The 21680-nt window shown below is 71.9% G+C and carries 21 protein-coding genes; 14 read left to right on the forward strand and 7 right to left on the reverse strand.

What is annotated here, in order from left to right:
• Positions 1 to 12: 12 nt before the first annotated feature.
• A complete protein-coding gene (locus tag ACZ7OU_RS49495; RefSeq protein ID WP_470245529.1) occupies positions 13 to 669 on the forward strand; it encodes a rhomboid family intramembrane serine protease in 657 nt (218 codons plus the stop codon).
• Here ACZ7OU_RS49495 and ACZ7OU_RS49500 read toward each other — a convergent pair.
• Complete coding sequence (locus ACZ7OU_RS49500; protein WP_470260663.1) at positions 662 to 1450, reverse strand: alpha/beta fold hydrolase; 789 nt, start codon at positions 1448 to 1450, stop codon at positions 662 to 664. The genes ACZ7OU_RS49495 and ACZ7OU_RS49500 overlap by 8 nt on opposite strands.
• A 107-nt stretch (positions 1451 to 1557) precedes the next feature.
• Here ACZ7OU_RS49500 and ACZ7OU_RS49505 point away from each other — a divergent pair, with 107 nt between their 5' ends.
• A complete protein-coding gene (locus ACZ7OU_RS49505) occupies positions 1558 to 2331 on the forward strand; it encodes a trypsin-like serine peptidase (protein ID WP_470260664.1) in 774 nt (257 codons plus the stop codon).
• A gap of 63 nt (positions 2332 to 2394) precedes the next feature.
• Here ACZ7OU_RS49505 and ACZ7OU_RS49510 read toward each other — a convergent pair whose 3' ends face one another.
• Positions 2395 to 3222 carry a hypothetical protein gene (locus tag ACZ7OU_RS49510; protein ID WP_470245532.1) on the reverse strand — a complete coding sequence of 276 codons (828 nt, stop codon included), beginning with the start codon at positions 3220 to 3222 and terminating at the stop codon, positions 2395 to 2397.
• 176 nt (positions 3223 to 3398) lie between these two features.
• Positions 3399 to 4034, reverse strand: a complete 636-nt coding sequence (locus ACZ7OU_RS49515; RefSeq protein WP_470245533.1) for a TetR/AcrR family transcriptional regulator — start codon at positions 4032 to 4034, stop codon at positions 3399 to 3401.
• Positions 4035 to 4120: 86 nt separating this feature from the next.
• Between ACZ7OU_RS49515 and ACZ7OU_RS49520 the strand changes: the two genes are divergently transcribed.
• The 5 genes from ACZ7OU_RS49520 (at position 4121) to ACZ7OU_RS49540 (ending at position 9995) form a co-directional block, all read left to right on the forward strand.
• Complete coding sequence (locus ACZ7OU_RS49520; protein ID WP_470260665.1) at positions 4121 to 5821, forward strand: TIGR03086 family metal-binding protein; 1701 nt, start codon at positions 4121 to 4123, stop codon at positions 5819 to 5821.
• Positions 5822 to 6304: 483 nt separating this feature from the next.
• Positions 6305 to 7144: a hypothetical protein gene (locus ACZ7OU_RS49525; RefSeq protein ID WP_470260666.1), complete on the forward strand. Its 840-nt coding sequence runs from the start codon at positions 6305 to 6307 to the stop codon at positions 7142 to 7144.
• A 26-nt stretch (positions 7145 to 7170) separates the two neighbouring features.
• Positions 7171 to 7776 carry a TetR/AcrR family transcriptional regulator gene (locus ACZ7OU_RS49530; RefSeq protein ID WP_470260668.1) on the forward strand — a complete coding sequence of 202 codons (606 nt, stop codon included), beginning with the start codon at positions 7171 to 7173 and terminating at the stop codon, positions 7774 to 7776.
• Positions 7773 to 8957: a Glu/Leu/Phe/Val dehydrogenase dimerization domain-containing protein gene (locus tag ACZ7OU_RS49535; RefSeq protein ID WP_470260669.1), complete on the forward strand. Its 1185-nt coding sequence runs from the start codon at positions 7773 to 7775 to the stop codon at positions 8955 to 8957. Before ACZ7OU_RS49530 ends, ACZ7OU_RS49535 begins: the two co-directional genes overlap by 4 nt.
• A gap of 15 nt (positions 8958 to 8972) precedes the next feature.
• Positions 8973 to 9995 (forward strand): LLM class flavin-dependent oxidoreductase, encoded by a 1023-nt coding sequence (locus ACZ7OU_RS49540; protein WP_470260670.1) that lies wholly within the window; start codon positions 8973 to 8975, stop codon positions 9993 to 9995.
• On the opposite strand, the gene kstD is transcribed toward ACZ7OU_RS49540, so the two are convergent.
• On the reverse strand, positions 9992 to 11722 hold the full coding sequence (kstD, locus tag ACZ7OU_RS49545; RefSeq protein ID WP_470260671.1) for a 3-oxosteroid 1-dehydrogenase: 1731 nt from the start codon (positions 11720 to 11722) through the stop codon (positions 9992 to 9994). The two genes, ACZ7OU_RS49540 and kstD, sit on opposite strands and share 4 nt — an antisense overlap.
• Positions 11723 to 11927: 205 nt before the next feature.
• Between kstD and ACZ7OU_RS49550 the strand changes: the two genes are divergently transcribed.
• On the forward strand, positions 11928 to 12635 hold the full coding sequence (locus tag ACZ7OU_RS49550) for an SDR family oxidoreductase (protein WP_470260672.1): 708 nt from the start codon (positions 11928 to 11930) through the stop codon (positions 12633 to 12635).
• Between the two features lie 10 nt (positions 12636 to 12645).
• Positions 12646 to 13374, forward strand: a complete 729-nt coding sequence (locus tag ACZ7OU_RS49555) for a nucleotidyltransferase domain-containing protein (RefSeq protein ID WP_470260673.1) — start codon at positions 12646 to 12648, stop codon at positions 13372 to 13374.
• Here the strand turns inward: ACZ7OU_RS49555 and ACZ7OU_RS49560 are convergent.
• Positions 13335 to 14642 carry a 6-phospho-beta-glucosidase gene (locus ACZ7OU_RS49560; protein ID WP_470260674.1) on the reverse strand — a complete coding sequence of 436 codons (1308 nt, stop codon included), beginning with the start codon at positions 14640 to 14642 and terminating at the stop codon, positions 13335 to 13337. The two genes, ACZ7OU_RS49555 and ACZ7OU_RS49560, sit on opposite strands and share 40 nt — an antisense overlap.
• 204 nt (positions 14643 to 14846) lie before the next feature.
• Positions 14847 to 15590: a DeoR/GlpR family DNA-binding transcription regulator gene (locus ACZ7OU_RS49565; protein ID WP_470260675.1), complete on the reverse strand. Its 744-nt coding sequence runs from the start codon at positions 15588 to 15590 to the stop codon at positions 14847 to 14849.
• 113 nt (positions 15591 to 15703) lie between these two features.
• On the opposite strand from ACZ7OU_RS49565, the gene ACZ7OU_RS49570 reads away from it, so the two are divergent.
• The 5 genes from ACZ7OU_RS49570 (at position 15704) to ACZ7OU_RS49590 (ending at position 19582) form a co-directional block, all read left to right on the forward strand.
• Positions 15704 to 16732, forward strand: coding sequence for a carbohydrate kinase family protein (locus ACZ7OU_RS49570; protein WP_470245544.1), 1029 nt, complete (start codon positions 15704 to 15706; stop codon positions 16730 to 16732).
• Positions 16732 to 17445, forward strand: a complete 714-nt coding sequence (locus ACZ7OU_RS49575) for a heavy metal-binding domain-containing protein (RefSeq protein WP_470260676.1) — start codon at positions 16732 to 16734, stop codon at positions 17443 to 17445. Before ACZ7OU_RS49570 ends, ACZ7OU_RS49575 begins: the two co-directional genes overlap by 1 nt.
• A gap of 110 nt (positions 17446 to 17555) precedes the next feature.
• Positions 17556 to 18353, forward strand: a complete 798-nt coding sequence (locus tag ACZ7OU_RS49580) for a heavy metal-binding domain-containing protein (RefSeq protein WP_470260677.1) — start codon at positions 17556 to 17558, stop codon at positions 18351 to 18353.
• 9 nt (positions 18354 to 18362) lie between these two features.
• Positions 18363 to 19181, forward strand: coding sequence for a heavy metal-binding domain-containing protein (locus tag ACZ7OU_RS49585; protein ID WP_470245547.1), 819 nt, complete (start codon positions 18363 to 18365; stop codon positions 19179 to 19181).
• Positions 19181 to 19582, forward strand: coding sequence for a hypothetical protein (locus ACZ7OU_RS49590; RefSeq protein WP_470245548.1), 402 nt, complete (start codon positions 19181 to 19183; stop codon positions 19580 to 19582). Before ACZ7OU_RS49585 ends, ACZ7OU_RS49590 begins: the two co-directional genes overlap by 1 nt.
• 9 nt (positions 19583 to 19591) lie before the next feature.
• Here ACZ7OU_RS49590 and ACZ7OU_RS49595 read toward each other — a convergent pair whose 3' ends face one another.
• A complete protein-coding gene (locus ACZ7OU_RS49595) occupies positions 19592 to 21658 on the reverse strand; it encodes a PQQ-dependent sugar dehydrogenase (RefSeq protein ID WP_470260678.1) in 2067 nt (688 codons plus the stop codon).
• Between the last annotated feature and the right edge of the window lie 22 nt (positions 21659 to 21680).

A 21680-nucleotide genomic window follows, 5' to 3' on the forward strand; every position in this document is an offset into this window, starting at 1 on the left:
CAGGGGGAGACCATGAGCACGACCGGTGAGGGAGCGTCCCGCAGCGACGCCGAGATGATGATCGCCGAGGCCAAGAAGGCCCTGTGGGTGATGGTGGGCCTGCTGGGCCTGCTCTGGCTGATCCAGCTGGTCAACGCCCCCACCGGCTACGACCTGAGCCAGGAGTTCGGCATCGAAGCGCGTGACCCGGGGTCGCTGCCGGAGATCTTCACCGCGCCGTTCCTGCACGGCAGCTGGGGCCACATCGAGGGCAACTCGGGGCCGCTGTTCGTGTTCGGCTTCCTCGCCGCCTACCGCGGCGTGAAGAAGTGGCTCGGCGTGAGCGTGCTGATCATCGTCGCCAGCGGGCTCGGCGTCTGGTTCATCTCGCCGTCGAACTCGGTCACGGTCGGCGCCAGCGGCCTGGTCTTCGGCTACTTCGGCTACATCATCGTGCGCGGGCTGTTCGACCGGCACCTGATCGACATCGTGCTCGGGCTGGTGATGGCCCTGTGCTTCGCCTACACGTTCGCGTCCCTGCTGCCGACCGTCGAGGGGGTCAGCTGGCAGGGCCACATGTTCGGCTTCATCGGTGGCATCGTCGGCGGCTGGCTGTTCCGCGACAAGCGCCCCAAGGCCGTCGGCGCCCCGGACCCGGCGACCGCCCTGCTGCCCAAGGACCTCATGTAAGCGCGGTCTCGCCGAACCCGGCCACCGCCCGGACGAACTGCTCCGGGTCGAAGTCCATCGCCTGGTGGGCTTGGCCGCGCATCGGCACGACGTCGGCGCCGGGGATGCGCTCCGCGACGGCGTCGGCCGCGAGCCGCAGGTACGCCGGGCTCTCCGTGCCGGCGAACAGCCGGACCGGGATCGCGATCCCACCCAGGCGCTCGTCGAACTCGACCCGCTCGACGACCTCCAGCTCGCGCGGGATCGTGTGGGCGGCGGCGACCCGGGCCGGCCAGACGGGCGTGCGGCGCATCGCCTCGACGTCCGCCGCGCTCAGCCGGAGCGCTTCCCGCAGGAAGATCTCGAGGACCTCCTCGGGTCCGCCCGCCGCCCGCATCCGGTCGCGCGCCTCCGGCCCGACGACGTGCGCGCCCGGCTCCGGCCGGGGCGGCTCGTAGGCCACGAGCCGCGTGACGGCGTCGGTCTTCCGGACGGCTTCCAGGGCGCACAAGGCACCGTAGGAGTGCGCGACGAGGTAGACGTCGCCTCCCGCGGCCTCCGCCACGGCCGCGATGTCCTCGCCCTCCCGCTCGATCGCGTAGCCGGGCGCTTCGGCCCGGCTGAGGCCCCGGCCGCGCCGGTCGACGAGGTGGAGGCGGTGGTGCCGGGCGAGCCGCTCGCGGACGGCCGCCCAGCGCGTGTGGTCCGCGCCGGTGCCGTGGACGAGGACCATCGGCGGGCCGTCGCCCACCGTCTCGAACCCGATGACCGTGCCGTCGGGCGACCTGACCGAACTCGACATGGCCCCGACTCTAACGGCGTCTCGGGCGCGGAGAAGTCTGCTGTGAGGTCACTGTGCATCCGGTCCGTGGCACTGCGAACCCGGCTTCGTTGTGGTGCTCTGGAGCCGTGGCGATCAAGTTCCTGAGGCCCGCGCTCGCGGGCGCGGCGGCGGTGCTGGTGCTCGGCGCCGGCCTGGTCGCCGGCACGGGCACGACCGCCGACGACGCGTACGCCGCGGGCGCGCCGGCCAGCTCTCCGGCTCCGTCCATTCCGGCCGGTGCGCCGGCTCCGGCTCCGGCTCCGGCTCCCGCGAAAACCGTTTCCCCGGTGGGCGCGTTGTTCGCGAACGGAAGCCATTTCTGCACGGCGAGCGTCGTCCATTCCGAGTCCGGCGATCTGGTGCTGACCGCCGCCCACTGCGTCCAAGAAGGAATGTCCTTCGCCCCGGCTTATCACGACGGCGTCGCCCCGCTGGGAATGTGGACGGTCACCGGAGTCGCCGTCGCGGACGGCTGGACGTCTTCGGCCGACCCGGATCTCGATTTCGCGTTCCTGACCGTTCAGCAACCGGGGAACACTGCTTCACTGGAAAGCCTGACCGGCGCGGACGTGCTCGGCACCGACCGCGGTTTCGCCCACACGATCACCCTCACGGGCTACCCCGACACCACCGATTCCCCCGTGGTGTGCACCGGCACCACCACGCGTTCCGACACCTACCAGCTGCGCGTCGCGTGCCCCGGTTTCCCGGACGGCACCAGCGGCGGCCCGTGGGTGACCGGCGGCGCGGTCGTCGGGGTCATCGGCGGCTACCAGCTCGGCGGCGACACTCCGGACGTCTCCTACAGCGCGTACTTCGACGACGACATCGCGAAGCTGTACGCCTCGGTCAACGGCTGAAAACGCGAACCGGGCCCGTGTCCCTGGCGGAGGACACGAGCCCGGTTCACCTCTCGCGAGCCCTCAGCAGGTCACGATGAGCCCGGTGAGCGCCGAGCACGTCTTCGACGCGCTGTCGTTGGCGCTGGTGGGATCGGTCGGCGAACTGGCCGTGCGCACCGCTGTCGTGGTGTACGAACCGAGCGCCAGCAGGCCGCCGTTGACCGAGAACTTCGCCGTCGCCGAAGCGCCGGACGCCAGCGAAGCGACGTCACAGTTCAACGCCCGCGTAGTGCCCACACGGGTGCAGCCGGTGGCGCTGCCGAACGACAGGCCCGACGCATACGTTGCCACGACCCGGATCCCGGTCGCGGTCGACGGGCCGTTGTTCGTCATGGTCAGCGTGTAGTCGATGCGGGCGCTCAGCCCGCCGCGGCCGGTCGCGGCGAGCGCGACCTTGACGTCGGCGTTGGTCGCCGGGTTGCCGATCGTGATGACCGGGCCGTCGTAGGTGTCGAAGGAGTAGTTGTCACCGACGAACTGGTGCTGCAGCGTGAACTGCCCCGGCGCGGCGGTGTCCTTGACGCGCAAGGTCCACAGCGTGGTCTTCGTGCCGCCCGCCGCGAGGTCGCCGAACGCGGCGCGGTAGCTGCTGCCGAGCTGGAAGCAGCCGACCTCGGTCGTGTTGGTGCAGGAAACGATGTCGGCGATGTCGGTGATCGGCGTCGGCGAGCCGTAAAGGGCGGCCTTGGCGAAAGTAACCGTGAAATCGCGATCGTTGTGAACGGTTTCCGAGATGGTGAAAGTCTGTCCCGGGAGCACCGTCGTGGTGCTGACTTCGACAGAACTGGAGGGCACGTCCGCCTGCGCGGCGGGTGCCAGCGCGACGAACGCCGTGGCCAGTGCGGCCACCGAGGACAGGATCGTGGTTCTTCGCCAGCTTCGTTGCATAGTCGTGATCTCGCTGTTTCGGTCCGAGGAATACCGCTCTGACAGATGCTGCGTGGTCTTGGTGGACAGCCGACGCTGATCAGTCGTCGCAAAACCGGCATTCGTTACCGCCATCCGGACGCGCCGCGGCACGGCCGTCAGGACGGACGCCAGCGGCCGTTCATCTCACCCGGGCGCGGCGGCGGGCCGGGCAGCGCACGGTCTTTTCCCGATTCCAGCCCCTCGACGAGCATCGCCAGGTACCGGCGGCGCAGCTCGGAGGTGCGCTCCGGGTCGTCGACGCGGATCGCCGCGCAGCACTCGAGGATCATCCCGATGTCTTCGGTGACGGCGTCTTCCCGGAGCCGTCCGGTCGCGCGCGCCCGCGCGAAGAGCGCCGCCGACAGCTCGTTCGCGCGTCGCGCGTCGGCGCCCATCTCCTCGGTCGGGGTGAACGTGCCCGCGAGGTGGACGGTCAGCGAGTGGACGTCGGCGTCCACGACCCGGCCGAGGAAGCCGGTGAGCGCCGTCCAGCCGTCCGGCTCCTCGTCGGCGGCCTCGGCTTCGGCGATGAAGGTGCGGAGGCCGTCGTGGCAGAGCCGGCAGAGCAGGATCTCCTTGCTGGCGTACCGCCGGTAGAGGGCGCTGATGCCGACGCCCGCGCGCTCGGCGACCTGGGAGATCGGCGCCTTCGGGTCCGCGAGGAAGACGTGGCGGGCGGCGTCGAGGATCACGACGTTGTTGCGAGCGGCCTGGCCGGCACGGCCGGGCAGAGCTGTCTCGGTCTCGGACATGGCCCGAGATTACCACTGGAACGGATCGTTCCGCTCTGATACAGTTCGGAACGAAGCATTCCGTTCCACACTTTCGGGAGCCAGCCATGACCGTCCCCGCCCTGCACCCCTACCGCGTCGAGGTCCCCCAGTCCGCACTGGACGACCTGCGGGACCGTCTCCAGCGGGCGCTCTGGCCGGACGACCTGCCCGCCGAGTACGGCGTCACGAACGAGCGGGTCCGGGCGCTGGCCGGGCACTGGCTGGCGAAGTTCGACTGGCGGGCGTTCGAGGCGCGGCTCAACGCGTACCCGCAGTTCGTCACGGAGATCGACGGCGAGCGGATCCACTTCCTGCACGTCCGGTCGTCCCGCGCGGACGCGACACCGCTGGTGCTCACGCACGGCTGGCGGGGCTCGATCGCCGAGTACCTCGACGTCATCGGCCCGCTGACCGAGCCGGAGTCGGCCGAGGCGCCGGCGTTCCACCTGGTGATCCCGTCGCTGCCGGGCTTCGGGTTTTCGGGCCCGACGCGGTCGGCGGGCTGGGGCACGCACCGCACGGCGGCGGCGTGGGCGGAGCTGATGAGCCGGCTGGGCTACGAGTCGTACGGCGCGGCGGGCAACGACGCGGGGTCGATGATCTCGCCGGAGATCGGGCGGCTGGCGCCGGAGAAGGTCGTCGGCGTGCACGTCACGCAGCTGTTCTCGTTCCCGTCCGGCGACCCGGCGGAGATGGCGGACCTGAGCGAGGCCGACCAGGCCGCGCTCGCGCACCTGCAGTGGTTCTACGAGAACATGTTCTCCTTCAACACGTTGCACAGCCAGCAGCCGCACACCCTCGCGTTCGCGCTCGCCGACTCCCCGCTGGCGCTGCTGGCGTGGAACGCGCAGCTGTTCGGCGAGCACCTCGACGCGGACTTCGTCCTCGCGAACGTGGCGCTGTACTGGCTGACCGGCACGGGCGGCTCGTCGATCCGCTTCTACTTCGAGGACGCGCAGCACACCCCGGCGCAGCCGTCTTCGCCGACGACGGTCCCGACGGCCCTGGCGATGTTCGCGGGCGACTTCCAGTCGATCCGCCGTTTCGCCGAGCGCGACCACGCGAACATCGTCCGCTGGAACGCCTACGACGCGAAGTCGGGAAGCGGCGGCCCCCGCGACGCGGCCGGCCACTACTCGGCGCACGAGGCCCCGGAGACCCTGGTGGCGGACATCCGCGCGTTCTTCGCGGGGCTGTCCTCGCCGTGGCCCCTGCTGACGGCGGCCCACGAGGCGTTGCGCACGGCGGCGGCGGGCGTGACGGACGGCTCGCTCCCGACCCCGTGCGCGGAGTGGACGGTGACCCAGGTCCTCCAGCACGCGGGCGGCGACCAGCAGGGCTACGCGGCAGCCATCACGGGAGAGCCGGGCCCGGACTTCAACCCGTTCGCGCCGTCGGGCTCTCTGGAGAACGTTCAGTCGTTCCTGGAGCCGAAACTGGCGGCGGCGGCAGCGGCGTTCGCGAAGGTGTCCCCGGACGCCACCGCGGTGCCGACCCCGTTGCCGCAGGGCGCACTCCCGGCGGCGGTGGCCATGGGAGCGGCAGCCCTGGACGCGGCGGTGCACGCATGGGACATAGCGATCGCGACGGGCCAGGAATCCCCACTGACAGAGGAAATGGCGGCGGCGCTGCTGCCGGTGGCGAAGGAGCTGGCGGAGCCCCTGCGAGGGTTCGCATACGCCCCGGCGTTGGAGGGCCCGGCCGACGACGACGCGGTATCGGAGCTCCTGCGCTACCTGGGCCGCGATCCGAAGTGGACGGCTTGAGGGCTGTTGCCTGGGGGTGCGTTTCGGGGCTGGGCCGAGGAACCGCGGGGCGGTCCCTCGGCTCAGCCGTTTCCCGGCAGCTTCCGGCCTTTCCCGGTCGCAGCTCGGCCGCGGGCTTTGGCCGCGGCTTTCGCCCCCAACTCCCGCCCGAGTCTCCACTTCCGCCCGCAACTCCCGGTCCCGGCTTTCCGCTGCGGCCCCGCCTCAACTACTGCCGGCGACTCGCGGGCTTCCGCTGCAGCCCCGCGACTCCCGGCTTTCCACTGCAACCCCCCGACCCTTCCTGGTCGCAACCCGGCCGCGGGCTTTGGCCGCGGCTTCCGCCCGCAACTCCCGCCGCCACTCCCGGCTTTCCGCCGCAGCTCCCGCCCCAACTCTCGGCTGCGGTTTCGGCCTCGCCCCTCGCCCTCGCCGCCGGAGGGCCCCGCCCACCACCCCGAAAACCCGTTGCCGCCCAACGGATCCCGAACCTACCCTGACCTCATGACGAACCGACCGTTCCGGTGGGACCTGGTGCGTCCCGACCAGGTCGGGACGCTCCTCGACGACACCGCGAAGCCGCACCTCTGGTTCCTCGACGACCTCACCACCTGCACCGCCAAGGTCCTGGCCCGCTGCGGTGACGGCGAACTCCACTTCGTCGGCCGGTCGCTCGACAGCATGCACGACCTCCTCGGCGGCGCCCTCGAACAGACGTCGTGGCGGGATCGGGTGCACCAGCTTCCGCTCTCCCTCAAGCCGCGCAACGGTTTCGGCCGCCGGGATGTCCGGCTGCTCCGTGACAACCTCGCCGCCGCCGGGGTCACTCCTCACGCTCTCGCCCGGGGAACTCGGCCGACCGTCTTCGTCGATCTCGTCTTCGAGGGCGACACCTTCACCGAGCTGTACGTCCAGCTGCGGGACTGGATCGACGAAGAGCGCGAAGCCTGGCACGTCATCCGGCGCAAGCTGCGGTTCCTCGGCGTCACCCTCCGGCAGCCGATCCGGCCGGACGCCTGGCGGTGGCACGAGGACGTCGCCTGGACGCGGGAGCTGCCCGCCGCCGCCGTTCGGAACGTCTCGCTCGCTCGGGACGTCTGGTTCTACTTCGGCAACAACCAGTGGAAGCTGACCCCGTCGTTCCCGCGGCAGCGCTGGACCGATGAGACCGTCCGGACCCCCGACCACGGCAAGGCGACGCGCCGGGCGCTGGCCGAGGCCTTCGCGGTCGTCGATGCCGGCCGGTCGTCGGCGGTGCGCGACCAGCTCGTCCGGACGATCTCCGCCGAGCCCGCGATCGCCGGGCCGTGGCTGCGGGCGCTCGTCACCGAACTGCGCGCCTGACCCGTCCGGGTGGGTACCGTTATCGCATGAAGCGCAAGGAGGTCGCCGTCCGGCGGGAGGAGATCCTGCTCGCCGCGCTCGAGCAGGTCCGCCTCAGGGGCATCGCCGGGGTGCGGGCCGCCGACGTCGCCAAGGACCTCGGCGTCAGCACCGCGCTGGTCTTCTACCACTTCGGCACCCTCGAAGCCCTCATCATCGAGGCCTTCCGGCAGGCCGCCGAGCGCAACCTCGCCGTCCTGCGCGACGAGCTGGCGCGCCCCGGCCGGGTCGGCGACCGGCTTCGCGCCGTGCTCGTCCTCTACGGGCCGACCAAGCCCGGCGCCGGCTGGCACCTGTGGATCGAAGCCGGTGCCGCCGCCATGCGGGACGCCGACCTGCGCGACGTCGTCCAGCGGCTCGACCTGCGGTGGCGCGACGCCGTCGTCTCGCTCATCACCGAGGGCGTCGCCACCGGCGAGTTCCGGTGCCCGGACCCGCACGGCGCGGCGTGGCGGCTGACCGCCCTGCTCGACGGGCTCGCCGTGCAGTTCGTCGCCCGCCAGGACACCGTCACCGCGGCCGACTGCGCCCAGTGGGTCGACCAGGCCCTGGCCCACGAGCTGGGCCAGATCGCACCGGCGCCGGCCCGATGACCACGCCGGCGCTGCTCGAAGTGGCGTGGACCGACCCGGTCACCGGGTGCCGGGGCTACCTGGTGATCGACCGGCTGGTCCGCGGCGTGGCCAGCGGCGGCCTGCGGATGCGCCGCGGCTGCACGCTCTTCGAGGTCCGCGGCCTGGCGCGGGGCATGACGCTTAAGGAAGGCCTCAACTACGACCCCGACGGCCGATACGTCCCGCTCGGCGGCGCCAAGGGCGGCATCGACTTCGACCCGTACGACGAGCGCGCCCGCGACGTCGTCGCCCGCTTCCTGCACGCCATGCACCCGCTGATCGAGCGCTACTGGACCATGGGCGAGGACCTCGGCCTGCGCCAGGACGTCATCGACGGCGTCATCGCGGAGATCGGCCTGCTCAGCTCGGTCCAGGCGGTCTACCCGCTGCTCGAAGACCGGGACGCGGCGACCGAACGGCTCGAGGCCGCCTTCCGCATCGAGGTCGGCGGGCTGGGGCTCGACGAGCTGGTCGGCGGCCTCGGTGTCGCCCAGGCGACGCTCACCGGGCTCGAAGTGCTCGGGTTCGGCGGGCCGAACCGGGTCGTCGTCCAGGGGTTCGGCTCGATGGGCGGCGCCACCGCGCGGTTCCTCGCCGAGGCCGGCCTCCCGGTGGTCGGCGTCTCGGACGTGCGTGGGGTCGTCGTCAACCCGGCCGGCCTCGACGTCGAGAACCTGCTGCGCCACCGCGACCGCTTCGGCGGCATCGACCGCGACCACCTCAAGCCGGGCGACGAGCTCCTCCCGCCCGAAGCGTGGCTCGACGTCCCGGCCGAGGTACTGGTGCCGGCCGCGATCTCGTACTGCGTCGACAGCGACAACCAGGCCAAGATCGGCGCGAAGCTCATCGTCGAGGCCGCGAACATGCCGGTGACGGCCGACGCCGAGGAGCTGCTCGCCGCCCGCGGCATCCGGGTGCTGCCGGACTTCGTGGCCAACTCGGCGACCAACTCCTGGTGGTGGTGGACGCTCTTCGGCGACGTCGCCGCGGACGCCGACGAGGCCTTCGCCAAGGTGCGGACCCGGATGCGCGACCTCGTGACCGGCATGGTCGAGCGGGCCACCCTCGACGGGCTCAGCCTCCGCGCCGCCGCCCTGCAGGTGTCGGAGAAGAACCTCGAAGCCATCCAGGCCCGCTTCGGGAACGAATCGACCCGGTAGGTAGTTGAACGCTCTATGAAACTCGGCATCTACAGCTTCGGCGACCGCGCCCCGGACCCGCGCACCGGCGACCAGCCGTCCGTCGCGCAGACGCTGGCCAACACCCTCGAACGCATCAAGCTCGCCGACGAGCTGGGCATCGGCTTCTACGGCCTCGGCGAGCACCACCTCGACCAGTACGCCATCTCCAGCCCGGGCACGGTCCTGGCCGCCGCGGCGAGCGTCACCAGCCGGATCACGCTGAGCTCGGCCGTGACGGTCCTGAGCACCGAAGACCCGGTCCGCGTGTACCAGCAGTTCACCACGCTCGACCAGCTCAGCCACGGCCGCGCCGAGCTGCTCGCCGGCCGCGGGTCGTTCACCGAGTCCTTCCCCCTGTTCGGGAACGACCTCGGCGACTACGACGAGCTGTTCGAGGAGAAGCTCGCCCTGCTGCTGCACATCGACCGCGAGGACCCGCTGACCTGGTCCGGCAAGTTCCGCCCGCCGCTGGAGAACGCGCGGATCCTGCCCCGGCCCTACGGCGACCACCTGCGCATCTCGGTCGGCACCGGCGGCAACCCCGAGTCGTCGATCCGGGCCGGGCTGCTGGGCCTGCCCGTCGTGTACGCCGTGATCGGCGGACGGCCCGAGCGCTTCGCCCCGCTCGTCGACCTCTACCGCCAGGCCGGCGAAGCTGGTGAACAGCAGGACCTCCACGTCACCATGAGCGCCATCGGCTTCATCGCCGAGAACTCGCAGGACGCCAAGGAGACCTTCTACCCGTACTGGCTCGAAACGATGAAGTACGGCGCGAAGGCCCGCGGCTGGTCCGTCCCGACCCGCGCCGAGTACGACCAGTACACCCACGGCGCGCAGGCGCTGTTCGTCGGCAGCCCGCAGGAGATCGCCGACCGGCTGATCACCGTCGGGAAGCTCACCGGCGCGGACCGCTACGCGCTGCAGATGGACTGGTCCGGCGTGCCGCACAAGAACGTCATGCGGGCGATCGAACTCCTCGGCACCGAAGTCCTTCCGCTGGTCGAGAAGGAGTTCTAGACGTCGTTCCCGGCGATGAACCCGAACGTCATCGCCGGGCCGATGGTCGAGCCGGCACCGGCGTAGCTGTGGCCCATCACGGCCGCGCTGGCGTTGCCGGCGGCGTACAGGCCCGGGATCACCGAGCCGTCGGCCCGGAGCACGCGCGCCCGGGGGTCCGTGCGCATGCCGCCCTTCGTTCCGAGGTCGCCGGGCACGATCTTGAACGCGTAGAACGGCGGCGCCCACAGCGGCGCGAGGCAGGAGTTGGGCAGTACCAGCGGGTCGGTGTAGTAGTGGTCGTACGCGCTGCCGCCGCGCCGGAAGTCACTGTCCACTCCGGACCACGCGAAGCCGTTGAATCGGTCCACAGTGGACTTGAGCGCGGCCGGCGGCACGCCGATCGCCGAGCCGAGCGCCTGGATGCTCGACGCCTTGACGACCGCGCCCGCGGTGTACCAGGCGTCCGGCAGCGGGAGCAGCGGCAAGGTGTCGCGGAACAGGTACTTGTTCCGGTAGTTCTGGTCGACGACCAGCCACGCCGGGATGTCCGGCGCGGTCGGGTTCTTGTCGTACATCGTGTGCACGACGTCGCTGTAGGGCGCGGCTTCGTTGACGAACCGCTTGCCGGCCTGGTTGACGATCAGCCCGCCGGGCAGCGTCCGCTCGGCCAGGCAGAAGTACGGGTCGCCGGGGATCGGGATGGCCGGGCCCCACCACGCGTCGTCCATCAGGTCGAGCGCCGCGCCGGCCCGCTGCCCCGCGCGGTGGCCGTCGCCCGTGTTCTCCTTGGCCCCGACGGTCCAGGCGGTGCCGATCGGCTGCCGCTGGTACTGCGCGCGCATCGCGGCGTTGTGCTCGAACCCGCCGGAGCCGACGATCACGCCGCGTCGCGCGCGCACCAGCCCGCCGGGCGTGAGAACCCCCGTCACCGCACCGTTTTCGACGTTCAGGTCGACCAGCGGGGTGTTCAGCAGCACCGGGACGTTCGCCTGCTGCAGTCCCACCCGCAGGCCCGCGGCGAGCGACTGCCCCATGGTGAGCGGCTTCTGCCCGGCGAGCGCGGCGGCCGTCCCGCGAGCGAGACAGGTGGCGGCGACGGCCGCGCCCTTCGCGTTGACCGCGGCCAGGTTCAGCCACTTGTAGTCGGCGCTGAAGACGACGAGCCCCGGCGGCGTCGCGAGGTAGGCCGGGTTCAGGTTCGCGAGCTCGGCGCCGAGCAGGTTGCCGTCGAACTGGTCCGGCTCGATCGAGCGGCCGTTCGGCAGCCCGCCCGGGAGCTCCGGGTAGTAGTCGCTGTAGCCCTCCATCCACCGGAACCGCAGCGGGCTGTTCGCCATGACGAATGCGATCATCTGCGGACCGTTGTTCAGGAACGCTTGCTGCCGCGCGGCCGGGACGTCCGGTCCGACGACGGCGGCGAGGTACTGCGCGGCCTTCGCCGGCGTGTCCGGCACCCCGGCGGCGAGCAGCACCGGGTTGTTCGGGATCCAGATGCCCGCGCCGGATCTCGCCGCGGACCCGCCGAACGTCGGCGCCTTCTCGAGCACGACGACGCTGAGCCCGCGCTTGGCCGCCGTCAGCGCGGCGGTCATCCCGGCCGCGCCGGAGCCGACCACGACGACGTCGTACTCCCCCACCAGCGGCGCCGCCCCGGCCGGCGCGGCGAAGAGCCCGGACGTCGCGGCGAGGCCCACGCCCGCCGCGGTGCCGCGCAGGATCTGGCGGCGGGTCAGGTCGGCATCCATGGCGCACTCCTCGCTCGCGGAACGGCGATGGTCATGGTGTCGGTCCACACCAGAAACTGGAACATGTTCTACACGCTTGGAGCAGCCGGGTAGACCAGTGGCCGCAACCCATGACGACATTCGCCGCACTCCGCCGACAAGTTGACGACACCCTCATCTTCTGGATAACTTGAGAGCAGTCTCATTTTCCATCGAGGAGGATCCCTTGCCGAAAGTCATCGCCGTCCTGGGGGCCGGCCCGGGTCTCGGTCTGTCGATCGCCCGCCGTTTCGGCCGCGAAGGCTTCACCACCGCGCTGGTCTCGCGCACCGACACCCGGCACGCCGGCTACCGGGAGTCCCTGGGCGGGACCACCCACACCTACGCGGCCGACGTGACCGACGCCGCTCAACTGGAAGCGGTTCTAGCGCGCATCACGGCCGAAGCCGGCGAGCTCGACACGGTCTACTTCGGTCCGGCGGACCTCGCCGGGCCCCGTCCCGTGCCCCTCCCGACGGCCGGCGCGGACACCGTGCGCGCGGCGTTCGACGCGCTCGTCACCCCTGCCGCCCGGCTCGTCGAAGCGGTGCTGCCGGGCATGCTCGAACGCGGATCCGGCGCGCTGCTCTTCGCCGGCGGCCTGAGCGGCAAGTACCCGATGCCGATGCTCGGCAGCCTGGCGCCGGCCTCGGCGGCGTTGCGCATGTACGTGCTGACGCTCAACGCGGCCCTGCGCGAAACGGGCGTCTACGCGGGAGCGCTGACGATCGGCGGCCTCATCGAGCGCGGCGACATCCACCGTGAGCTCACCAAGCAGGACCACGGTTTCGCGGTCGGCACCCTCGACCCGGACGACATCGCCGACACGGCGTGGTCGCTGTACGTCGAGCGCGGGGAGGCGGAAGCGGAGTTCAACGCCATGGCCGCGGTCTAGCCTGGGGATCATGTTCACCCCGGGGGATCGTCACCTGCTGCGCGACGCCTTGGTCGAGGCGGCCCGGTCGGACGAGCGCGTCACCGGCGCCGCGCTCACCGGCTCGGCCGCGCTCGACGCCGAAGACGCGTGGTCGGACATCGACCTCGCGTTCGCCGTCGCGGGCGAGCCCGAGCCGGTGCTCGCGGACTTCAGCGCGCGGATGTACCGCGAACACGGTGCGGTGCACCACATGGACGTCGTGTTCGAGCGGACCGTGTTCCGCGTCTTCCTGCTGGCGGACACCTTGCAGGTCGACCTGGCGTTCTGGCCGGAGGCGGACTTCGGCGCGACCACGCCGAAGTTCCGGCTGCTGTTCGGGACGCCGCACGACCGCCCGCAGTCACCGCCCCCCGACGCACGGCGGCTGATCGACCTGGCCTGGCTGCACGCCCTGCACGCGCGGTCGAGCATCGAACGCGGCCGCGGCTGGCAGGCCGAGTACATGATCGGCCGCGTCCGGGAGTTCGCCCTGGGGCTGGCCTGCCTGCGCCACGACGTCCCGGCGGTCGAAGGCCGGGGCCTGGACCAGCTGCCCGCCGGCGTCACCGCACCTTTCGAGGCCACCCTCGTCCGCGCGCTCGACGACGCCGGCCGGGCGTTCCACGCCGTCACCGAACTGCTCGTCGGCGAGATCGAGCTGGTCGACACCTCGCTGGCTCAGCGCTTGGCGCCCGTGCTCCGCGAGCTGGCCAGGTAAGCGAGTTCCGGGTGCGCGGCGGCATAGGCGTCGAGCAGCCGCCGCGCCACGGAGACCGAGTCGACCAGCGGGTGCAGCGCGAACGCCCGCAACGCCGCCTCGCGCGAGCCCGTCGTCGCCGCTTCGATCGTCGCCCGCTCGACGGCCTTGACCGCCGTCACCAGGCCCAGCGCGTGATCGGGCAGCGGCTCGGTGGCGAGCGGCCGGGCACCGTTCGCGTCGACGACGCACGGCACTTCGACGACCGCGTCCGCCGGCACGCCCGGGAGCGCGGATCCGTTGCGGACGTTGAGGATCAGCGTCGTGCGCTCGCCGTACGCGATGGCCCGCATCAACGCCAGGGCGACCTTCTCGTAGCCGCCGCCTTCGAGATCGTCACGCTCGCCTTCGCGCGTCTCGGCCATGTACGTCGCCTCGCGCTCCAAGCGCGTGCGCTCCCACGACGTCAGCGAAGGTTCCGCGTAGAAACCGCGTTGCTGCTCCAGCAACTGGGCACCGCGCGACTGAGAGGTGATCGCTTCGCGCGCGAAGTAGTAATAGTGCAGGTATTCGTTGGGCAGGGAACCGAGGGCACGCAGCCAGTCCGCGCCGAAGAGCTTGCCCTCCTCGAACGACTCCAGCGCGTCCCTGTCGGCGAGCAGCCGAGGCAGGACGTCCTCGCCGCCGACGCGGACCGCGCGGAGCCAGCCGAGGTGGTTGAGGCCGGCGTAGTCGAACCACGCCGTGGCCGGGTCGATCCCGAGGACGTGCGCGACGCGGCGGCACAGCCCCACCGGCGAGTCGCAGATGCCGAGCACCCGCTCGCCGAGGTGCGCGGCCATCGCCTCGGTGACCATCCCGGCGGGGTTGGTGAAGTTGATGACCCACGCTTCCGGTGCGAGATCTTTGATCTTTCGCGCGAGATCGACGGCGACGGGGATGGTCCGCAGCCCGTAGGCGATCCCGCCCGCGCCGACGGTTTCCTGGCCCAGCACGCCTTCCGCGTAAGCGATCTGCTCGTCGAGCCGGCGCCCGCGCAGCCCGCCGACCCGGATGGCGGAGAACACGAAGTCCACATCGGACAGTGCGTCGGCGAGGACGGTGGTGGTCCGCACCCGCGGCGCGTCCGGGACGCCCGCGGCCTGCTCGGCGAGCACCCGTTCGATCGCCGCGAGCCGCCCGGGCTCGACGTCGTGCAGGACCAGCTCGCTGACCCCGCCGCCGGCCAGCAACGCGCCATGCACGAGCGGCACGCGGAACCCGCCGCCGCCCAGGATCGCGAGCCTCACCGCAGCACCTCGACGCCCGATTCACGCAAGGTCACGCCTCGCCACCCGGCCAAGATCCGGCCCACCGGCGCGAGCCGCCCGATCCCACCGCGGCCCAGCCTCACCTCAGCACCTCGACACCCGCATCACGCAAGGTCACGCCTCGCCACCCGGCCAAGATCCGGCCCACCAGCGCGAGCCGCCCGATCCCACCGCAGCCCAGCCTCACCGCAGCACCTCGACACCCGCTTCACGCAGTACCGAGCAGGTTGGCTCGTCGGCGCCCGGGCTCGTCACGACGACGTCGAGCGCGTCCGGGCCGCAGACCCGGGCCAGTCCGGTGCCGGGGAACTTGCCGGCGTCGGCGAGCAGGACCACGCGGTCGGCCGCGGCGACCATCGCGCGCTTGACCGGCACCTCGACCACCGTCGAGTCCATCACGTGGCCGTCGCAGCGGACGCCGCTCGCGCCGAGGAAGACAGTGCCCGCGTGCACCTGGCGCAGCGCGTCCTCGGTCAGGAAGCCGACCATCGAGTGGTAGCTGCGCCGGACCACGCCGCCGAGGAGGACGAGCTGGACGTCGTCGGCGTCCTTCAGCTCGTCGTAGACGGCGAGGCTGCTGGTGATCACGGTCAGCGCGCGGTCGCGGAGGTGCCGCGCCAGCCGGTGCGCGGTGGTGCCGATGTCGAGGAGCACGGTGTCGCCGTCGGCGACCAGCCGCGCCGCCCGCCGCGCGACGGCGTCCTTCTCGTCGGCCCGCTCGGCGGCCACGTGGGCGAACGGCTCGTCGTCGGCGGCCATGGCTCCGCCGTAGACGCGGGTCAGCCGGCCCTCGCGGTCGAGCTGCACCAGGTCGCGGCGCACCGTGGCCTGGCTGACGCCGAGCCGCTCGGCCAGTACGCCGACCGGCGCCGGGCCCTCCGCGCGGAGGGCCCGCAGGATCAGCTCGTGGCGACGCTGGGGCAGCATGCGGGGACGATAGCAGTCAAACTCGCTCACCCCGCGAACGAGTTTGAGCACACCTTGCGCATTCCGCGCAGGTGAAGCACGCTCGTGCGCATCCTCGATCCCGGGAGGCGCCCGTGCCGGCCGATTCCGTCCCCGACACCGATGTCTTCCTGTCCGGCCTGCTGTTCTTCGACCTGGTCTTCACCGGGCTCGAAGGGCCGCCGGAGCCGGGTACCGAGGTGTGGACGGGCGGCATGGGCTCGGGCCCGGGCGGCATCGCGAACTTCGCGGTGGCGCTGAGCCGGCTCGGCCTGCGGACGTCGCTGGCGGCGGCGTTCGGCACCGACGTCTACGGGCGCTACTGCTGGGACGTGCTTTCGCGGCAGGAGCACATCGACCTGTCGCGGTCGCGGCGGTTCCCGGAGTGGCACTCCCCCGTCACCGTCTCCCTCGCCTACGCCGGCGACCGCGCGATGGTCACGCACGGCCACCCGCCGCCCGTCCCGGTCGCCGAGCTGGCCGGCTCGCCGCCGTCGAGCCGCGCGACCGTCGCGCACATCGGCCTCGACACCGCCGACTGGGTCCACACCGCGCACCAGTCCGGCAGCCTCGTCTTCGCCGACGTCGGCTGGGACCCGTCGGAAGCGTGGTCGGCCGCGCTGCTGGAGCAGCTGGCGTGCTGCCACGCGTTCCTGCCCAACGACGTCGAAGCGATGCGCTACACCCGCACGGACACCCCGGAAGCGGCGCTGGCCCGGCTCGCCGACTTGGTCCCGGTCGCGGTGATCACCCGCGGCGCCGCGGGCGTGCTCGCCGTCGACAGCACGACGGGCGAGACGGCGGACGTCCCGGCACTGCCGGTCGACGTCCTCGACGCGACCGGCGCGGGCGACGTCTTCGGCGCCGGGTTCGTCGCCGCCACCCTGACCGGCTGGCCGCTGGCGGACCGGCTCCGGTTCGCGGGTCTCACGGCCGGCCTGTCGGTCCAGCACTTCGGCGGCGCGCTCGCCGCACCGGGCTGGCACGAGATCGCCGAGTGGCACGCGCGGAACCGGCGTCCGGACTACGCGTTCCTCGACGACGTCCTGCCCGCCGAAACGATCGCCGAGACGTCCCGCCGGGGCCCGGTGACCCTCGGCTTCGGCGAGGACAGCTGGCGCTGATGCACCCGCGCGCCGGCCGCTACACGGCGTCGGGACTGCGGACGTCGCTGCTGTCGGTGCCGGGCACGACCGGCGCCGAAGCGGTGGGGCTGCGGCCGATCGGCGAGGTGATGGGCTGCGTCGTGGCGCGGCACGACGACGTGACATCGGGCCTGCGCCGCGGCTACGCGACGGCGCTGGACCGGCTGCGCGCGGAGGCGACGGCGCTGGGCGCGGACGGCGTGCTCGCGATCGGCTGCACGGTGACCCGGGTGAGCACGGCGGTCCACGAGTTCGTCGTCCTGGGCACGGCGGTGCGCGCGATCCGCGGTGTCCGCCCGGCCCGGCCGTTCACGACGGGGCTGTCGGGTCCGGACGTGGCGAAGCTGATGCTGGCGGGCTGGGTCCCGGTGACGCTGGCGATCGGCATCGACGGCGCGACGGCGTTCGACATCGCCATGACGGACCGGCCGGGCTCCGAGGCGCCGGTGCCGACGTCGCTGGTGACCCGGGTCAGGGCGGCGGCCCGGGCGGAGTTCCTGGGGGCGGTGCGGGCCTCGGGCGCGGACGGCGGCCTGGTGACGTCGACGACGTTGCGCGCCTGGGCACTGGGCCACACGGGAGCGACGGCGGTGGCGAGCGTGTTCGGCACGGCGGTGGCGCAGTTCGGTGCTGGGCCGGCGCCGACGGTGTCGCTCCCGGTGCTCCCCGTCGACGGGAACCCGCCGCGCTGACCCGCGACCGGACCTTCCGGACATACCCCGGTGATCACGCCGCGCCCGCCGCCCGCCCGCGCGGATCCGTGCCACGATGGGAGTGAGAGCCCGTCGAAGGAGGTCAGCCAGTGCCCGAATGGGACGGTCGTGGCCTGCCGCCCGTCGCGCGGGCCCGCGTCGAGCGCTATGCCGCGTCCGGGCTGAAGACGTCGCTGCTCAGCGTGCCCGGGGCGGTCGGCGCCGAAGTGGCCGGGTTCACGCCCGTCGGCGAGGTCATGGGCTGCGTCGTGCAGCAGGTCGGCTGGACCGGGCCGGCCGCGTGGGCCGGCGACCAAGTCAAGCTGCTGTCGGAAATGCTGCGCAAGGGCTACGCGACCGCGCTCGACCGGCTCGGGCAGGAGGCCACCGCACTCGGCGCCGACGGCGTCATCGGCATCAAGGTCACCATCACCGCGCTCGACGACGTGATGCAGGAGTTCACCGCACTCGGCACCGCGGTCCGCGCCGAGACCGGGCAGCGGCCGCGGCGCCTGTTCACCACCGACCTGCCGGGCCAGGACGTCGGCAAGCTGATGCAGGCCGGCTGGGTGCCGGTGCGGCTGGCGGTCGGCGTCGCCGGGCGCGCGCAGTTCGACTACAACATGCAGTACCAGGTCAACGTGCTGGCCGGGAACACCGAAGTCGACGCGCCGACGAAGGTCGTCACGGACGTCCGCGGCGCGGCGCGGGCCGAGTTCGCCCGCGCGATCCGCGACTGCGGCGCCGACGGCGGCATCGTCTCGGCCATGACGCTGCGGACGTGGCCGGTGCAGGAGATCGCCGTGGCCGGCATCGCCACCGTGACCGGCACCGCGATCGCCCGCTTCCACACCGGGCGCGCCGCCCCGACCAGCGCGCTCAAGATCCTGCCGTTGAACCGTTCCTGAGGAGGCTTCGTGACCACCGCGGACCCCGCCGCGCAGCGCATCCCCGAGGATGCGATGCGCCGGCTCGCCGAGATGCGCCCTGGCCAGAAGACCAGCCTGTTCACGTCCGACCTGAGCGTCAACGAGTTCCTCCTCGTGCGCGAAGCCGGCTTCCGGCCGCTCGGGCTCGTGCTCGGCTCGAGCATCTACCACGTCGGGTTCCAGATGGGACGGTGGAGCAAGAACCAGGAGATGGACCGGCTTTCGCAGGCGATGTACCACGCCCGCGAGCTCGCGATGTCCCGGATGGAGGCGGAGGCGGACGTCCTCGGCGCCGACGGGATCGTCGCGGTCCGCCTGGAGATCGAGTTCAAGGAGTTCGGCAGCGACCTCGCCGAGTTCATCGCCGTCGGCACCGCGGTGAAGGCCGACGAGCCGGGCGAATGGCGCAACAACACCGGGAAGCCGTTCACCTCGGACCTGTCCGGGCAGGACTTCTGGACGCTGGTGCAGGCCGGTTACGCGCCGCTGGGCATGGTGATGGGCACGTGCGTCTACCACATCGCGCACCAGCGGTTCCGGCAGATGATGGGCAACATCGGCCAGAACGTCGAGATCCCGCAGTACACCGAGGCGTTGTACGACGCGCGCGAGCTCGCGATGTCGCGGATGCAGGCGGAAGCCGAGCAGCTGGAGGCGGAGGGCATCGTCGGGGTGCAGCTGCTGTCGCTGCCGCACCGCTGGGGCGGCCACACGACGGAGTTCTTCGCGATCGGCACGGCCGTGAAGCCGTTGCGCGCCGACCACCACATCGCCAAGCCGCAGCTCGTGCTGCCCCTGACCGACTGATGGGCGGCGAGCTGGACTTCCATCTGGTGGCGGCGGCCCTGCGCACGGACCGCGCGGACGTCGAGTCCTACCACCGGGTCCTGTCCGACACGCTGGGCAGCGCGCTGCCGCCGGGCATGGTGGAGGTCGACCGGCGGCGCACGTTCGCCGACCGCGTCGCGGGCCGCGATGGCCAGGCGGTCGCGGTGCGGGTCCGGACGCCGGACCGGGTTCTGGTGCTGAGCACGGGCAAGCACGGCGGCGTAGCGGCGGAGATCCACCAGGTCGTCCGGGGCGTGGTGATCAGCCGCAAGGAAACCGCGGTCGACGACTGGCTCGCGGCGCTGGCGCAGGAGCTGACGGCGCTGGCGTCGAAGGACGCGAGAGCGCGGGATGCGCTCTCGCGTCTCCTCGGCGGCTAGCCTCGCTGGTTAACCCACTGTCACGCGCAGGATCTTGTTGTGGCTGTTGTGCGGTGTGCTGTCCTTGTCACCGTCCACACTGGTCGCCAGCCACATCTGGCCGTCCGGCGCCGGTTCGACCGTGCGGAGCCTGCCGTACGTCCCGTTGAAGAACGTCTGGAAGTTCGTCAGCGAGCTGCCGCTGATCACCGCGCGGTAGAGGCGCGTGCCGCGCTGGCAGGCCACGTACAGCGCGTCGTGGATGATCGTGATCCCGCTGCACGAACCCTGCGCCACCGGGTACGTCTTCTTCGGCGCGATGAACCCGGCGGTGCCGCAGGTGCCCGACGTCCCCTCGCACGACGGCCAGCCGTAGTTGCCGCCCTTCACGATCAGGTTCGTCTCGTCCATGACGCTGTTGCCGAACTCCTGCTCCCACAACCGGCCCTGTGAGTCGAACGCCAGGCCCTGGACGTTGCGGTGCCCGTAGCTCCACACGGCGTTGTGGAACGGGTTGTCCGCCGGGATCGAGCCGTCCGGGTTGATGCGCAGCACCTTTCCGTTGGGGCTGCTGGTGTTCGACGCGTTGTCGCCGTTCTGCGCGTCACCCGTGCCGGCGTACAGGTACTTGCCGTCCGGGCTGAACCGCAGCCGGCCGCCGTTGTGGAACTTGTTACGCGCGATGCCGGTCAGCAGGATCTGCTCGGTGCTCGTGGTCAGCGAGTCGGCGGCCGGGTCGTACTTGATCCGCACGATCCGGTTGTCGCTCGACGAGGTGTGCATGATGTAGAGCCAGTGGTCGGAAGCGAACGACGCCGGGTTGATCTCCAGCCCGGTCAGGCCGCCTTCGCCGTCGGTGCTCTGGACGTTCGGTACGGTGCCGATCGTCTTCTTCGCCCCGGTCTTGGGGTTCAGGTGGACGATCGAGTGCGCGTCGCGCTGGTTGTAGAGAATCGTGCCGTCCGGCAGGGTGACCAGGCCCCACACGACGTCGTCGTCGGTGCCGACCTGCGTGGCGCCGCAGACGCCCTGCGACGGCGAGCAGGTCGACCCGCCGGTGGTGGTGACATCCAGGACCGGCGTGCTCGGGTCGCTCAGGTTGCCGTTCGCGTCGACCGCGCGCACCTGCAGGTGGTAGGCGGTGTTCGGGGTCAGGCCGCCGAGCGTGGTGCTCGTCGTGTCGGACGTGCCGATCTGCGTGCCGGAGGTGAAGATCCGGTAGCCGGTGACGCCGGCTTCGTCGGTCGAAGCGGTCCACGCCAGGCCGATCGACGTGCTGTTGACGGCGGTGGTGTGCACGTTCGTCGGCGCCGACGGCGGCGTGTGGTCGTCGGACGGCGGCGTCTTGACGGTCAGGGTGCCGCTGGCCTGCGAGACGTTCCCGGCCGCGTCTCGCGCGTTGACGTAGAAGCCGTAGCTGGTGTTCGGGTTGAGGTTGCCGCAGGTCGCGGTCAGCGCGCCGGTCGTGCTGGCGCAGAGCTGACCGTCGCGGTAGACGTCGTAGCCCACGACGCCCTTGTCGTCGGTCGCCGCGGTCCACGAGATGGTCGCGCTGAGGGGTGTGACGCTGTCGAGCGTGGGCGTGCCGGGCGGCGACGGCGGGACGACGTCCCCGGTCGAGCCGTAGACGCCGAACTCCTGCAGCGAGTAGCCCTTCGACGCGTCGGTGCGGCAGCGTTTCGTGCCGTACATCCGCACGTAGCGGCCGGTGCCGTCGAGGGAGGTCAGGTCTTCGACGCCGCCCTTTCCGGTGGTGGTCGAGTAGATCCGCGTCCACGTGACGTGGTCGGCGGAGGTGTCGATCTCGTAGGCCGTGGCGCACGAGGCGTCCCACTGCAGCCGCACCCGGCTGACGTGCGCCGCCGCCCCGAGGTCGACGTAGATCCACTGCGGATCGACGCCGGCCGCGCTGGCCCAGCGCGTCGCCGAGTCCCCGTCGACGGCGGCCGGCGCCGGGCAGCACCCGCCCGCCGACGACGCCGTCACCGGTTTCCCTTGGGAAAGAAGCGAATCCGCGGCCTGCACCGGCCCCGCCGCGGTGAGTGTCGCGGCGACGATCGCGGCCGCGATCATCCCCACCCGGATCCGTCTGGTCATCCCGTCCTCCTGCGCGTCGGCG

The sequence above is a fragment of the Amycolatopsis sp. NPDC114505 genome (assembly GCF_055633615.1).

What these genes read in the sequence shown, in the direction of transcription:
- ACZ7OU_RS49495 (WP_470245529.1), top strand. Translation starts at nt 13, where the DNA reads ATGAGCACGACCGGTGAGGGAGCGTCCCGCAGCGACGCCGAGATGATG.
- ACZ7OU_RS49500 (WP_470260663.1), bottom strand. Translation starts at nt 1,450, where the DNA reads ATGTCGAGTTCGGTCAGGTCGCCCGACGGCACGGTCATCGGGTTCGAG.
- ACZ7OU_RS49515 (WP_470245533.1), bottom strand. Translation starts at nt 4,034, where the DNA reads ATGTCCGAGACCGAGACAGCTCTGCCCGGCCGTGCCGGCCAGGCCGCT.
- ACZ7OU_RS49520 (WP_470260665.1), top strand. Translation starts at nt 4,121, where the DNA reads ATGACCGTCCCCGCCCTGCACCCCTACCGCGTCGAGGTCCCCCAGTCC.
- ACZ7OU_RS49525 (WP_470260666.1), top strand. Translation starts at nt 6,305, where the DNA reads ATGACGAACCGACCGTTCCGGTGGGACCTGGTGCGTCCCGACCAGGTC.
- ACZ7OU_RS49530 (WP_470260668.1), top strand. Translation starts at nt 7,171, where the DNA reads ATGAAGCGCAAGGAGGTCGCCGTCCGGCGGGAGGAGATCCTGCTCGCC.
- ACZ7OU_RS49535 (WP_470260669.1), top strand. Translation starts at nt 7,773, where the DNA reads ATGACCACGCCGGCGCTGCTCGAAGTGGCGTGGACCGACCCGGTCACC.
- ACZ7OU_RS49540 (WP_470260670.1), top strand. Translation starts at nt 8,973, where the DNA reads ATGAAACTCGGCATCTACAGCTTCGGCGACCGCGCCCCGGACCCGCGC.
- kstD (WP_470260671.1), bottom strand. Translation starts at nt 11,722, where the DNA reads ATGGATGCCGACCTGACCCGCCGCCAGATCCTGCGCGGCACCGCGGCG.
- ACZ7OU_RS49555 (WP_470260673.1), top strand. Translation starts at nt 12,646, where the DNA reads ATGTTCACCCCGGGGGATCGTCACCTGCTGCGCGACGCCTTGGTCGAG.
- ACZ7OU_RS49565 (WP_470260675.1), bottom strand. Translation starts at nt 15,590, where the DNA reads ATGCTGCCCCAGCGTCGCCACGAGCTGATCCTGCGGGCCCTCCGCGCG.
- ACZ7OU_RS49575 (WP_470260676.1), top strand. Translation starts at nt 16,732, where the DNA reads ATGCACCCGCGCGCCGGCCGCTACACGGCGTCGGGACTGCGGACGTCG.
- ACZ7OU_RS49590 (WP_470245548.1), top strand. Translation starts at nt 19,181, where the DNA reads ATGGGCGGCGAGCTGGACTTCCATCTGGTGGCGGCGGCCCTGCGCACG.
- ACZ7OU_RS49595 (WP_470260678.1), bottom strand. Translation starts at nt 21,658, where the DNA reads ATGACCAGACGGATCCGGGTGGGGATGATCGCGGCCGCGATCGTCGCC.